9 protein-coding genes are annotated in these 13659 nt (G+C 68.7%); 3 read left to right on the top strand and 6 right to left on the bottom strand.

The window, feature by feature from the left end:
* The first annotated feature begins 3 nt into the window (after nucleotides 1–3).
* Complete coding sequence (locus C1O66_RS02940) at nucleotides 4–354, top strand: energy transducer TonB (RefSeq protein WP_102766484.1); 351 nt, start codon at nucleotides 4–6, stop codon at nucleotides 352–354.
* 178 nt (nucleotides 355–532) lie between these two features.
* On the opposite strand, the gene C1O66_RS02935 is transcribed toward C1O66_RS02940, so the two are convergent.
* From C1O66_RS02935 to ybaK, 4 genes are read right to left on the bottom strand one after another with little or no spacing between them, the layout of a single operon-like run.
* A complete protein-coding gene (locus C1O66_RS02935) occupies nucleotides 533–934 on the bottom strand; it encodes a glutaredoxin family protein (RefSeq protein ID WP_133155077.1) in 402 nt (133 codons plus the stop codon).
* 37 nt (nucleotides 935–971) lie between these two features.
* Nucleotides 972–1322 (bottom strand): RidA family protein, encoded by a 351-nt coding sequence (locus C1O66_RS02930; RefSeq protein WP_102766482.1) that lies wholly within the window; start codon nucleotides 1320–1322, stop codon nucleotides 972–974.
* A complete protein-coding gene (gene plsY / locus C1O66_RS02925) occupies nucleotides 1319–2047 on the bottom strand; it encodes a glycerol-3-phosphate 1-O-acyltransferase PlsY (RefSeq protein ID WP_102766481.1) in 729 nt (242 codons plus the stop codon). Before plsY ends, C1O66_RS02930 begins: the two co-directional genes overlap by 4 nt.
* A 6-nt stretch (nucleotides 2048–2053) precedes the next feature.
* Nucleotides 2054–2548 (bottom strand): Cys-tRNA(Pro) deacylase, encoded by a 495-nt coding sequence (ybaK, locus tag C1O66_RS02920; protein ID WP_102766480.1) that lies wholly within the window; start codon nucleotides 2546–2548, stop codon nucleotides 2054–2056.
* Between the two features lie 411 nt (nucleotides 2549–2959).
* Here ybaK and C1O66_RS02915 point away from each other — a divergent pair, with 411 nt between their 5' ends.
* Complete coding sequence (locus tag C1O66_RS02915) at nucleotides 2960–4003, top strand: trypsin-like serine peptidase (protein ID WP_102766479.1); 1044 nt, start codon at nucleotides 2960–2962, stop codon at nucleotides 4001–4003.
* Between the two features lie 108 nt (nucleotides 4004–4111).
* Nucleotides 4112–5284: an AI-2E family transporter YdiK gene (ydiK, locus tag C1O66_RS02910; protein ID WP_102766478.1), complete on the top strand. Its 1173-nt coding sequence runs from the start codon at nucleotides 4112–4114 to the stop codon at nucleotides 5282–5284.
* Here ydiK and pbpC read toward each other — a convergent pair.
* Both pbpC and C1O66_RS02900 read right to left on the bottom strand, forming a co-directional pair.
* Entirely contained in the window at nucleotides 5181–7394 is a 2214-nt protein-coding gene (pbpC, locus tag C1O66_RS02905) for a penicillin-binding protein 1C (protein ID WP_102766477.1), read from the bottom strand. The genes ydiK and pbpC overlap by 104 nt on opposite strands.
* Nucleotides 7391–13258, bottom strand: coding sequence for an alpha-2-macroglobulin family protein (locus C1O66_RS02900; RefSeq protein WP_165794436.1), 5868 nt, complete (start codon nucleotides 13256–13258; stop codon nucleotides 7391–7393). Before C1O66_RS02900 ends, pbpC begins: the two co-directional genes overlap by 4 nt.
* Nucleotides 13259–13659 lie beyond the last annotated feature (401 nt).

Below are 13659 nucleotides of genomic sequence, written 5' to 3'. Positions count from 1 at the left end.
GACATGACCCCTTCGAATCGACCCACGCTGCTCACCCAGATGCTGCGCGCATCGGCTGGCCTGCTCGGCGCCCTCCTGATCGCGACCAGCGCCACGGCCTCCCCCAAGGTCCTGAAGAAGGTGCCGCCTGAGTTCCCCGCGGCTGCAACCAAGAAGAACATCAAGACCGGCTCGGTCAAGGCCAAGATGAACATCGGCCCCGACGGCAAGGTCATCGATGTGCAGATCCTGGAATCCGAACCGCCGCGCATCTTTGACCGCGCCGTGACCGAAGCCCTGATGGAGTGGCGCTTCGAAGGCAACGGCGAAAAGCAAAGCCACGAAGTCAAACTCGTCTTCAGCAGCGAGGACTGAGTTCGCGCACAAGGTCCTGCCTGCGCAGGACCTTGTGGCTAACTCAGGACGGCCCGCATGCTTGCGGGACGGCTGAAGGTCTTGTATGGCCGCCTGCGCGGCTTTGCCTGCCTCGTTCAGGACGGCCCGCATGCTTGCGGGCCGCCTGAGTTCGCACACACCGGTGCCAGCGACAAAGCTAGCGCTGCACAGCCCCCGCCTGCTCCAGCAGCGCCACCATCCGCGCCCGATCCAGACCCACGATGACCTGACCTCGGACCAGGAAGGTGGGCGTGCCTTGTGCCAGGGTCTCCCGGAAACGCTGCGCGCACTGCGCATTGCTCTCGATGAAGCACTCGGCGTAGGGAATGCGCTCCGCTTCAAACCACTCGCGTGCCTGGCTGCAGTAGGCACAGCTGCGGCTGGACAGCATCACGATATCGCCCGGCTTTGCCCTCTCCCGGAGGCTTTGCGCCTGGCCCTCATGCAGGCCTTGGCGGGCCCAAGTGCTCAGCCCCCACACCACGGCGACGATCGCCAGCAGCGGCCAGAGCTCGCGCCAGGCCACAGCCCCAAAAGAAAAAAGGCGGCGTCGACTCATTTCGACCCCGCCTTCTTGTTGTCTTGAGAATGGCCGCTCAAACCGCAGCAGTCACAACAATCTCGACCTTCCACTCCGGCCGGGCCAGCTTGGCCTCGACCGTGGCGCGCGGCGGCGTGTGGCCGGGTACCACCCACGCGTCCCAGGCGGCGTTCATGCCGGGGAAATCGGCCAGGTCGGCGATGTAGATCTGCGCACGCAGGATCTTGCTCTTGTCGCTGCCGGCACGAGCCAACAGAGCGTCGATCATGGCCAGCACCTGGGCCGTCTGGCCGGTGATGTCCTGGCTGGCGTCTTCGGGCACCTGGCCGGCCAGGTAGACCACGCCGTTGTGCACGGCCATCTCGGACATGCGGGCGCCGACATCAAATCGTTGGATCGTCGTCATTTGGTTGCTTGCCTTTCCTTCTTTTTGGGATGCTTGTGCGAATGGCCGTGGGCATGGGCTGCCTCGGGACCATGCGGGTGTTTCTTGCTGCTGCCGGCGGGCGGTGCCACGGCCGCTTTCTGGCCCAGACGGCTTTCGGTGCCATTCATCAGCTTCTTGATATTGGCGCTGTGGCGCCAGACCAGCAGCAGGCCCATCAGCACCAGCACGCCGACATTGGGGCCGGTGCCCCAGCCGAACATCTCGTAGATGGGCGCGAACGCGGCGGAGACGATGGCGGCCAGGGACGAGTAGCGGGTGAAATAGGCGATCGCCAGCCAGGTCAACAAGGTGGCGGCGCCCAAGACCGGGTTCAGCGCCAGGATCACGCCGGCCGCTGTGGCCACGCCCTTGCCGCCTTCGAAGCGGAAGAACACCGGCCACAGATGGCCCAGGAATGCAGCGAGGCCGACCAGAGCCGCCGTGCCCTCGCCGAGACTGAAACGGGCGCCGAACTGCAACACCAACAGCACCGGCACATAGCCTTTCAGCGCGTCAAACACCAGGGTCAAAATCGCCGCGGCCTTGTTGCCCGAGCGCAGCACATTGGTGGCACCGGGGTTGCCCGAGCCGTAGCTGCGCGGATCGGACAAGCCCATGGCCCGGCTGACGATGACGGCAAAGGACAGAGACCCGACGAGGTAGCCGACAAGCGCGGCCAGGAGAGGGAAAAGAGTGTCTTGCATGGGACGCTATTCTGCACTGGCGCACTGCACCGCCCGCGCCTGCAGCAGCTCCGGCAGAACCCGCGGGTCCAAACCCACCAGGTAGCCACGCCGCCCGCCATTGATGCAGATGCGCTCCAGCGCAAGGATGCTGGCCTCGACGTACACCGGCATGGTCTTGCGCGTGCCAAAAGGCGAGGTGCCGCCGACCAGATAGCCGCTGTGACGCTGCGCCACCTCGGGCTTGCAGGGCTCGACCTTTTTGCAGGGGATCTGGCGTGCCAGCTCTTTCAGGCTGACCTTCTGGTCGCCATGCATCAGCACGATCAAGGGCTGGGCGCGTTCGTCCTGCATCACCAGGGTCTTGACGACCTGGTGCTCGGGCACACCGAGCTGACGCGAACTTTCAGCGGTACCGCCATGCTCGACATAGTCGTAGACATGTTCGCTGAAGGCGATCTGGCGCTGACGCAGGAACTGCGTGGCCGGGGTCTCGCTGACATGGGCTGTTTTCTTGGACATGCAGGGAATTTTCACCGAAGTCGAGCACGGCCCGCCGTCCGTGCCTGGCAAGCCAGAAGCTAGGGGTTGTGAGCCCAAGCGGTCGGCCTAGCATGTGCATCGGAGCGGTACGGGCCGCGGCAGTTGGAGCTGCCAAGCCCGCACAACAGCCGCCCGGCCAGCACCGCGATCTGCCTTCAGCCAGGGCAGCCACGGCCCGGCCTTCGCTGCGATGCCCAGCCCGATGCTGGCTGCACCACGGGCCCCACGCAGCGATTCTTCGCTTTGGATGCGAGATGCGCGCCCGCGTAGAGCTGCGTTGATTTCAACGCCCTCGCCATGTCATTTCACTCAACCCGGTCGGCCTCGCTCACCTCGAGCCGGCCTGCCTCTGGCCCTGCCCTGCGCGGGCCAATTCTTGGGAGTTGCACCATGGAAGAACATCTGGAACTGAGCCGCGAGTTTCCCGCCCCGAGCCTGCAAGAAGCGGTGCTCAAGCTCAAGTCACGCAAAGCCAGCGCCCGCCTGCCGGCCGGCCTCAGCGAAAAATTGCTGAGCCAGGCCCCAGCCATGATCGAAGTCGATGGGCGCAGCTATCCGCGCGGCACCGAAGCCGTGGAGATCAAGTCCCTGAGCAAGAGCGCCGCGCTCAGCGACAAGGGCATTGAAGCCGGCACCGAAGCCTTCATTCCCGAGCATGTCGATGTCGAGTTCACGGCCCGCCTGGAGCCGGCCAGCCTGCGTCGGCCCAAGTTCATCGAACGTCTGGACTACCTGCCCGAGCCGCAAGCCGGGGCGAAGACCATCTTTGGGGCGGACGGCCGGCGCGTGTTCTACAGCAACGCCTACCCCTGGCGCTGCAACGGACGGGTGGAGAGCCCGCTGGGCAATGGCAGCGGCGTGATGGTGGGCCCACGCCACCTGTTGACCTGTTCGCATGTGATTGACTGGCGGCCCAACAACACCACGGGCTGGCTCAAATTCACGCCCATGTACTACAACGGCAGCGCCCCCTACGGCACGGCCTACGGCGTGCGCACCTACTTCAAGGTCAAGGTGACGCCGCCCACCATCGACAGCAACGAGGCGAAGTTCGACTATGTCGTGGTGGTGCTGGATCGCAATGTCGGCAATGCCACCGGCTGGCTGGGCACCAAGTCCTACAGCGACAGCTGGGACGGCGGCGCTTACTGGACCCATGTCGGCTATCCCGGCGACCTGACGGGCGGCCAGCGCCCGATCTGGCAGGACGGCATCGCCCTGGACGGTGATTTCTGGAGCCCGGATTCACATGAAAGCATGAGCCATCGTGGCGATGTCTGGCCCGGCCAAAGCGGCGGCGCTTTCTGGGGCTACTGGGACGGCCAGCCCTATGCCGTCGCCGTGCAGAGCGCGCACAACGCCAGCAACAACTTCGCCAGCGGCGGCTCGGACCTGGTGGACCTGGTGATCCGCGCGCGCAATGAGCACCCCTGAGCCTGCGGCCTGCGCAGCCGCTTGAGCTGAGGTCGAAGGCGCGGCAGCGTTCTGGCCCGAGAATCGGGCCCAACGCTGCTGCCGGCCTAAGTGCCGAACCTGTCGACCATGAAGCCTTCTTCGCCCCAGCCTTCCTCGCCCCCGCCCGACGCGCCGCGCCAGGACATCACTCGCATCTTGCTGGCCGTGCTGGCCGTGGCCTTGCTGATCTTTGCGTCCTTGTGGGTCTTGCAGCCCTTTCTGGGCGCCAGCGTCTGGGCGACCATGGTGGTGGTGGCCACCTGGCCGCTGATGGAGAGCTTGCAGGCCCGGCTCTGGGGCCGGCGCGGCCTGGCCACCAGCGTCATGGTGCTGGGCCTGCTGCTGCTGCTGTTTGTGCCCTTGTCGATTGCGCTGTCCACCGTCGTGACCCATGCCGATCAGGTCATGGCCTGGGCGCCCAAGCTGCTGGATGCGCAAATCCCCGAACCGCCGGCCTGGTTGGCCAGCCTGCCGGTGATCGGCGAGAACCTGGCAGCCTTCTGGCACAAGGTGGCGCAGGAGGGCTTGAGCTCGCTGCTGGCCATGATCAAGCCCTATGTGGGCAGCAGCCTCAAATGGACGGCCGCCCAGGCCGGCAATCTGGGCATGATCGGACTGCAATTCCTTCTCACCGTGGCCATCGCGGCCATCCTCTACAGCGAGGGCGAGAGCGCTGTGCTCCATGTGCGCCGCTTCGCCCGCCGCCTGGCCGGCGAGCAAGGCGACGCCGTCATCACCCTGGCCGGCCAAGCCATCCGCGGCGTGGCCCTGGGCATTGTGGTCACCGCCCTGGTGCAGACCGCGCTCGGTGGCCTGGGCCTGTGGATCAGCGGCGTGCCCTTCGCCGGTCTGCTGTGCGCCGTGATGCTGATGGCCTGCCTGGCCCAGATCGGCCCGGCCCTGGTGCTGGCGCCGGCTGTGGCCTGGTTATTCTGGAGCGGCGACAACGTCTGGGCCACAGTGCTGCTGGTCTGGACTCTGTTGGTGACCACGCTGGACAACTTCCTGCGCCCCTGGCTGATCAAGAAAGGCGCCGACCTGCCCCTGCTGCTGATCTTCGCCGGAGTGATCGGCGGCCTCCTGGCCTTCGGCCTGGTGGGCCTGTTCATCGGCCCGGTGGTGCTGGCCGTGACCTACACCTTGCTGGAAGCCTGGGTCAGCGAAGGCCTGCCGGCGAAGGCGCAGGCCGTGCGCGAGCGGGCGACACAGGCGACCCCGGCGCGCCCGGCTTCAGCTGGGCGCCGCGCACCTCGAAACTGAGGCGCTGCAGCTCGCGCCCGCGCGCATCCAGCAGGCGCAGCTGATGGCGGCCGGGCCAGGGCGCCCAGTTCAGCTGGCGCCCGCGGCCGAGGATCCTGCCGTCCAGCTCCCACTGACCGGACTGGCCTTCGAAACGGATTTTTTGCGCCTGGGGCGGCATGTCGGGGTCGAGCGCGAAGACACTGCCATCCACCGGGCTGCGAATGCCCTGCACCTCAGCTGAAGCATGCAGCTGGCTGCCCGCGCCCCAGCGCACCTGCTCGGTGCCGCGCACAAACCACTCGCGCCGCGCCGGCTCGGGCACCCCGTCGAACTGAACCGTCAGCGGCAGCACGCTGGCCGGCGCCGCCGGCGCGCGCGAGGGCCGCCCTTGGTGCAAATAGCGCATCAAGCCGGCCCAGACCGGCGCCGCCCCGCTGATGCCACTGACGCCGTGCATGGGCGCACCGCTGGCATTGCCGACCCACACGCCGACCGTGTAGCGATCGCTGAAACCCAGGCACCAGTTGTCGCGCATGTCCTTGCTGGTGCCGGTCTTGACCGCCGCGAAGCTGGCCAGGGCCAGCGGGCTGTCGAGACCGAAGCTGATGGCGCGCGCGTTGTTGTCAGCCAGCATGTCGGCCACGATGAAGCTGGCGCCGGCCTCGGCCACACGGCGGCGGCCGGTCTGCGCCGCCGGCGACTGTGACTGCGCTTGAGCCTGAACCTGGGCCTGCATCTGCACCGGCCCCAGCACGCCCCCATTGGCCAGGCTGCGGTAGGCATTGGCCAGATTGAGCAGCGTCACATCGGCGCTGCCCAAGGCCAACGAGAGGCCGTAAAAGCCGGCCGTCTCGCTGAGCTGCAGGCCGAGCTGGTTCAGGCGCTCGAACACCGCATCGCTGCCCAGCATTGCCATCAAGCGCACGGCCGGCACATTGAGGCTGCTGCCCAGGGCGCTGCGCGCCGAGACGAAGCCCTTGAACTGCCGGTCGTAGTTCTGCGGGATGTAGAGGCCCGCCGGGGTGTTGATCTGCGCCGGGGAATCCTCCAGCAGGCTGGCCGCCGTGATCAGGCGCCGCTCCAGCGCCAGCTGGTAGATGAAGGGCTTGAGCGTGGAGCCCGGCTGGCGCCGCGCCAGCACGCCGTCCACCTGGGCCGCGGCCGAGAAGGCGCCGCTGCTGCCCACCCAGGCGCGCACCTGGCCGCTGGCGTTGTCCAGCACGAGCACGGCGCCGTCCTCCACATTGCGCCCGCCCAGCTCGGCCAGCTGGTTCTTGAGCAGGCGGGCCGCCTGGCGCTGCAAGCCCGCATCCAGGCTGCTGCGCTGCTGGGCCGGCCCCTCCGCTCGCAAGACCTGGCGGGCGAAATGGGGCGCCAGCTGTTCACCCAGCGGCATGCCGGCCGGGCGCAGCAAGGCCGCCTCGGCCTGGCCCGCCACGGCTTCGCAGCCCAGGCCCTGCAGCTTGAGCAGGCCGCAGGCGCGCTGGCTCCAAGCCGCCACGCCGGCATTGGGCGCGCGCAGCAGGGCGGCGGCCAGGGCGCCCTCGACCGCCGTCAGGCCCGAGGGGTGTTTGCCGAACAGCACCTGGGACAGCGCGTGGATGCCGACCAGCTCGCCCCGGAAGGGCACGCTGTTGAGGTAGGCCTCCAGGATCTGCGCCTTGCTCCAGCGCCGCTCCAGCTGACTCGCCAGCCAGACCTGGCCCAGCTTCTGGCCGGCGCTGCGGCCGCCCGCCGGGCGGGCCAGGCCGGCGTCGATCAAGCCGGCCAGCTGCATGGTCACGGTAGACGCGCCGCGTGTGCGCTGGTTCCAGAGATTGGCCCAGGCGCTGCTGGCCACGGCACTCCAGTCCACACCGCTGTGCTCGTAAAAGCGCCGATCCTCGCCCAGCAAGATCGCCTGCAGCAAGGCCGGCGAGAGTTGGCTCAATGGCAGCCAGTCGAGCACGCGCCGCTGCGGGTCCAGGCGCAGGGTCTGCAGCGGCTCGCCGCGCCGGTCCAGCAGGGTGAGATCCGACACCCGATGTGCGGCCTTGATCTCCTGAAAGCTGGGCTGCGCCAGGGCCGGCGCGCTCGCGGCGAGCAGCAGGCCGGCCAGCAGCCATGCCCCGCGAACGCATCCCCTCAAGGCGCCACCTCCAGCGAGGCCTGGGGCAGCTCGGCGAAGTTTTCGGGCGCGTACATGGCCTCGACCCGGGTGCCCGGCATCTGGAACCGGCCGACGTTGTTCAGGCGCACGGTGTACTCCAGCACATGCTTGCCGCGCGGCAGGCGCTCGAAATAGGCGCGCCAGGCCTCGTGGCTGCGCTCCTCAAACGTGGGCGGCACGCGCGCTTCATCACCCGGCTTGGCATTGCGGCTGAGCTCGGCCACCCGTTCGGCGCCCAGCACGGCTGCGCCGCCGGGCAGCGGATCGGCCAGCACCACCCAGGCCATATCGCTGCCCGCCTCCAGCTCCAGGCGCACGCGCAGCACATCGCCCCGGCTCCAGCGCCCGGCCACCTTCTGCTCCACAGCCTGCACCGTGCGTTGCAGGCGGTAGCCCGCGCTGGCCGCCTGCTTGAGCGGCACGGCCGCCAGCGACTGCACGGTCAGCCAGGGCTTGCCCGCGCCCTTGTGCTCCACGTTCAGATTGCCGCTGTTCCAGGGCAGCAGCAGGCTGCCGCCCTCGGGCTGGCGCGACCAGTCCAGCGCTTGCAGCGGCGCCGGGCTCAGCGTCGCCTCGGTCTTGCCACCGGGCTTGACGCTTTCGAAACGCGCCGCGAACTTGTCCAGCGCCAGCACGCCCCAGAGATTGGCCGTGGTGCTGCTCCAGGCCCCGCGCGTCTGACGGCCCAGGCTGCCTTGCAGCAGGCGCGGCAGCTCCTCGGCCCAGCCGGCTTCGTCCAGCACGGCCAGCATCAGGCGCGAGGCGTTGGCATCGGCGTTGTCCATCAGCCACCACCAGGCATCGCTCTCCTCGGTGCTGAATCGCAGCACCGTGCCCTGATACAAAACGCGGCTGCGCAGCAAGGCCTGGGCCTCGGCCAGGCGCTGGGCACGCTGCGGCGCCTGCGCCATGCGCTTGTGGATATTGAGCCAGTCGATCACGGCGGCTGTCGGCCAGGACGCCAAAGCCTTGGCATTGACGGTGCTGAGCCCCGCCGGCGTGGCCCGACCGTAGCGCGACAAGGCCTCCAGCACCGCCAGGCGGCGCACATCGGCATCGATCTCGGCGCCGCGCGGTGACCAGCTGCTGCGGCTGATGCGTCCGTCGATATAGGCCGTCAGGCCTTGCAGCAACTTCTCGCGCAGGGCCGGCGGGATGTCGCGCCCGGCCTCATGCGAAGCGGCCAGCAAATAGGCCGTCAGGCGCTCGCTGCCACGCGAGGCTTCATCCGGCCGCGGCGGGAAGTAATGCGCCAGGCCGTCGCTGTCCAGATAGGACGGCATGGCCGCCAGCACCGACTGCCACAACGCCGCATCGTGCAGGCCCAGGGCCTTGGAGGTTTGCTGCTCCAGGCAGCTGTAGGGATAGGTCTCGAAGAAGCGCCGCGGCCCCGGCAGATCGCCGCCCAGGCGGCGCTGCAGCACCAGGTTGACGCCACCGCGCTTGGCGCCTGTTTCCGGCCAGGCACCGGCCGGCGGCGCCACGGGCAGGCTGAGGCGGCCATCGAGCTGGCTCAGGCTGGCTTGCCAGACCTGCACTGGCACGGCAGGCAAGACCCGTTGGCTCACCCGCAGCTGATCACGCGCCGGGGCCTGGCCGCCACTGGCGCTGCCCTGCTCGCTGGCCGTGGCCTGCCACTGCAGCCCGGAGCTGCCTTCGGGCACCTTGAAACTCCAGCTCAGCTCTCGGGCCTCACCGGCGGCCAGCTTCAAGGTCTGGGCGGGCAGCGTCGTCACGGGCAGCGCGGCCGCACCGGCCGCCACCTGCGGCTGCACCTGCAGCTCAGCGCGCAGATTCATGACCCGCGCACTGCTGTTGCGCAGGGTCAGATTGGCCTGGAATTCATCGCCCTCGCGCACCAGCGGCGGCAAGCCGGACAGCACTTGCAGGTCCTGCGTCACCCTCACCGTGGCCTGGCCCGTGCCGAACTGGTGGCTGCCGGCATCGGCCACGGCGACCAGGCGGAAGCTGGTCAGCGAGTCGTTGAGCGGCACCTCGATCAGCGCTTCGCCGCGCGCATCGAGCTTGACCGTGCTGCGCCAGAGCAAAAGCGTGTCGAAAAGCTCACGGGTGGGCGCGCGGCCCCCGCCGCCGCCGGCCGCCACCGCCTTGCGGCCGTAGTGGCGCCGGCCGATGATTTCGCTCTGCGCCGTGGCCGTGTCCACGCCCCAGCTGCGCTGCTGGATCATGGCCGGCAGCAGCTCCCAGCTGCTGTTGCCGCGCAGGGCCAGCAAGCCTTCGTCCACGGCGGCAAATGCCAGCTCGGCCCCGGGCACCGGGCGGCCATCTTGCGTCACCTGCACACGGGTGCGTACGGTCTCGCGCACACCGTACTGGCTGCGCTCCGGGCTGACCTTGACTTGCAGCTGGTGCTCGGCCAGGCCCACCTGCACGGCGGCCACGCCGAGCTTGTAGGAGGGTTTGGCCAGGTCCACCATGGCCGTGGGCGCGGGCATGTTGCGGCTTTCGCGCCAGGCGGCCCACCAGTCGCGCGGCGCACGCCAGCCCCAGCTGAAGAAAGAGTACCAGGGCACATGCTGGATGCGCCCACGCAGGGCCAGCACGCTGACGTAGACATTGGGCGCCCAGGCGCGCTCGATCTTGAGCTCAAAACTGGGGTCGCGGCCAGTCAGCTTGACGACGCGGGTGTCGATCACGCCCTCGCGCTCGATCGCCACCAGGGCCGTGGCTTCACGGAAGGGCATGCGCACCTGGAAACGGGCGGTCTCGCCCGGCACATAACGCTTTTTCTCGGCGAGCACATCGATGCGGTCGTCGTTGTCCTGCGCAAACCAGAGCTCACCCTCCTGGCTCATCCAGGCGCTGGCTGCCGCCTGGCTGGGCCGGCCTTCGCTGTCCTTGGCGCTGAGCACCAGCTCCACCTCGCCCGAGACCTCGAGCTTGGCCTCGCAGGCCAGCAGGCCCTGGGCATCGCTGCTGCCGCTGCAGACCGTGCCCAGGTCCTTGAGCTCGGTGCGGTTGTCGTAGGCATAGAAGCCGCCCACCATGCGCTTGCGGCTGCTGAGGGTCTGGCGCAGCTGCGCCTTGACCTCCAGGCGCTGGCCGGCCACCGGCTTGCCGGCCGTGTCCAGGGCCAGGGCGCTGAAGGCCAGGCTGCCGCGGTTGTTGGACCAGCTGCGCGTGCGCAGACCCAGCACCAGCTTGGAGGGCCAGAGCGCCACGGTCTGGTTGACGCTGCGCACCTCGCCGTTCGGGTCGCTGTAGCTGAGCTCGGCCAGCAGTTCGCTGGGCCGGCTCAGGGCGGGCAGGTTCTTGATGACGGCCTCGGCTGCGCCCTGGCGGTCGGTGACGGCGGGCTGCTTGTCTAGCACCAGGCGGGTGTCGCGCGCCGGGCTGGCGCCCTCCTCGCCCTCGCCTTCGTCCTGGAAACGCTCGGCCTCACCGAGGCCGCGCGGCGGCTCGAAGCTGAACTCCTCGTAGCCGGCAAAGTGCAGGCTGCGCGGGCGCAGCAAGGCGCTGAACCTGAGCGGCGCCTGGGCCATGGGGCCGCCGGCCTGGTAGTTGAGCTGTGCCCCCAGGCGCAGCTCCTTGGGCGCCACCTGCACCGCCTTGGGCGCGCTCAAGGTGGCGCTGATCAGGGGCACGCGGAACTCTTCGACATGGAAGCTGCCGGCCATCCAGCTGCGGGCTTCGCCGTCGCCGGCGCCGCGACTTTCGCGCAGCAGCTCGATGCTGTAGCTGCCCAGCTTGGCGCCGGCGGGTATCACCCATTGCGAGCTGGCGCTGCGCGGGCTGGGCCAGCTGATCGGCAGCTCGACTTCGCTGCCGCTGCCCAGATGGGTCAGCTTGAGCTTGGTGGGCAGTTGCTCGGGCCCCGCCAGCTTCAGACCCTGGCGGGTCTCTAGGCGGAAGAAATGCTTCATGGACACGGTCTCGCCGGCGCGCAGCAGGCTGCGGTCCAGCACCGTGTGAACGCGCACCTCGGGGCTGCCGGCGCCATAGATCGTCGGCAGATTGAATCGCCAGGGCTCGATGCCGCGGTTCCAGTTGCTGAAGACAAAGGCCATGTCGGGGGCAGCACCGGCCGCATCGGCTTTCTGAGCCGTCACGAAGAAGCCCCGCTCGGCCACGCAACGCTTGTCGTCCCAGCCCGGGGGCTGCAGCGCCTGCTGCACCAGCGCGCGGCCCTGGGCATCGGTGCGGCCGCTCCAGAGTGGCTTGCCGGCACAATCGTGCACCACCACCTCGGCCCCCTCGACAGGCTGGCCGCGATCCAGGCGGGTCACCCAGACCAGGCTGTTCTCGCGCGACCATTTGAAATGCACGCCCAGGTTGGTGACCAGCACGCCGGTGCGCACAAACATGGGCGCGGTCTTGTCCAGCAAGGCCTGGCCCAGGCGCGGCGAACGCAGTTCCACCACGTGGTAGCCCGGCTCATTCAGAGGCAGGCCGATGACTTCAAAAGGCCGCGGCTCGGCGCCTTGCGGCGGGGTCGGAGGCGGCGGCAGCTTGAGCGTTTGCGCCTGCGGGTCTTTGTCCAGCAAGGCCAGCTCGCGGCTGGCGATGTGGCGCATCTGTTTGCGCGCCACGGGCTGGCCGCGGCCATCGGTCTCTTGCAAGGTCTCGTACCACTGCCCCTCGGGCAGGCCGGCCTCACGCGCGCTGAGCTGGCTCTCGTGATAACGGCTGACCCGCGCATACCAGGCCAGCACCTCGGCGGGGCTGCTCAATCGCTTGACGCGAATCTCGCCGGGCGCCTGCGCAGCGCCGCCGCCGCCCCAATCGCTTTGCACATGGCGCATGGTGATGGGCAGCAGGGCCGGCTCTTTGCCCCCGGGCTCGCGCTCGATCACACCAAACGGTGCGGCTGCGAACTTGGCCAGCGGCGGCGATGCGCCCGTGGCCACTTGCAGCGGAAAGCTGGCCGCATTGGCCAGAGGCCGGCCGGTCATGTCCTTGAGTCCGGCCGGCATCTGCAGGCTGAACGCCGCGTTCTCGGCCAGCGGAAAGGGAAACTCCAGCATCGACAGCTCGGCCGACTCCTCACCCTTGGGCTTGAGCGGTTTCAGCAGCTGGCCCGAGGCCGATTTCAGCGTCAGCTGCAGAGCCTGTTCACGCGACACCGGCGCACTGAAGAGCACCCGCATCGGCCGCACCGGCATGCAGGGCACATTGGCACGTTCGCGCTCGCAGGAGAACTCCGCTGTGAAGGGGCGCCGCACCTGGTAGGCATGGGTTTCGTCCGCGCGCCGCTTGGCGGCCGCCTGGGGCCCCGCGTCGCTGTTGGACCAGAGCAGACGCATCTTGGTGGCCTGCGGCAGCGGCCGCTGGCAGTGCAGCAGCCAATGGCTGCCAGGCAGCCGTGCCGCCGCCTGGCTGCGACCGCGCGACTTGAGCACGGCAGCCAGCGCCTCACCCTGCACCGCCTGCACCGGGATGCGCTCGCCCAGGCCCTCCACCTCGCACCAGGCGCGCTGGCGCAGCTGGGTTTCGCTGATGGCGCCGTTGAAACGGAGCAGGAAATGCTGGTCTTCCTCGATCTCGCTGCCCGGCCAGGGTTGCACCTGCTGCAAACGAACCGGGCCGGTGCGAAAGCTGACGGTCTGCGGTCCGCTGAGCGCGCCGCCCACGGCCTTGAAGCTGTCCAGCACGTGCACCTCGCAGCTTTGTTCCGGCCCCACGACTGAGCCTGGGCTGCCGGCACGCCAGACCCACTCGCGCGCGTTGTTCCATCGACCCTCGTCCAGCTTCAGGGCTTTGCCGCCGCAACTCAGACTCACCGGCGCAGGCAGGCGCGGATCGCCAGCGGGCACCACAGGCTCGGAAAAGCTGACACGCAGCTGATGAAACTCAGCCACCTCAGCGCTGGGAGACACGCTCACGGTGGCCGCGGACAGCGCCGGCAAGCTGAGGCTCAGCAGAAGCAAACCGAACAGCGATGGAGCCGCCCATGGCGCCCGGCTCGCCCTCGGATCACGAGCCAGCCCCGAGTAGCGGCTGAACCTGTTCTTCTGTTGTCCCATGCACCCTCCCAGGCGATCTGCGTCAAAGCGAGGGGCAGTCTAGCCGCTCTACTCCGGGCCTCCGGGCCCTCGGCGGTGAACAAGATTGGGATTGAGCAACAGCTCGTGACAAGCGCCTGGCGGTGCCGGCACAAGAACCAGCAGTCGAGCCCGAGAGGATGCGGGGACGGGGATGGGGGTGGAAATGACTGCGCAAGAACCGCAAGCCCTCAGCACTCAGACCGATGGCAGAGTCCAAGCGCCAGTAGGAGCTGTAGCCG

Origin of the sequence: Paucibacter aquatile, assembly GCF_002885975.1 — a bacterium.
GTDB lineage: Bacteria > Pseudomonadota > Gammaproteobacteria > Burkholderiales > Burkholderiaceae_C > Paucibacter_A > Paucibacter_A aquatilis.
This window is presented reverse-complemented; position numbering and strand designations above follow the sequence as displayed.

Bases quoted from the DNA above. Each gene is read 5' to 3' on its own strand.
- C1O66_RS02940 (WP_102766484.1), top strand. From the start codon at position 4: ATGACCCCTTCGAATCGACCCACGCTGCTCACCCAGATGCTGCGCGCA.
- C1O66_RS02935 (WP_133155077.1), bottom strand. From the start codon at position 934: ATGAGTCGACGCCGCCTTTTTTCTTTTGGGGCTGTGGCCTGGCGCGAG.
- C1O66_RS02930 (WP_102766482.1), bottom strand. From the start codon at position 1,322: ATGACGACGATCCAACGATTTGATGTCGGCGCCCGCATGTCCGAGATG.
- plsY (WP_102766481.1), bottom strand. From the start codon at position 2,047: ATGCAAGACACTCTTTTCCCTCTCCTGGCCGCGCTTGTCGGCTACCTC.
- ybaK (WP_102766480.1), bottom strand. From the start codon at position 2,548: ATGTCCAAGAAAACAGCCCATGTCAGCGAGACCCCGGCCACGCAGTTC.
- C1O66_RS02915 (WP_102766479.1), top strand. From the start codon at position 2,960: ATGGAAGAACATCTGGAACTGAGCCGCGAGTTTCCCGCCCCGAGCCTG.
- ydiK (WP_102766478.1), top strand. From the start codon at position 4,112: ATGAAGCCTTCTTCGCCCCAGCCTTCCTCGCCCCCGCCCGACGCGCCG.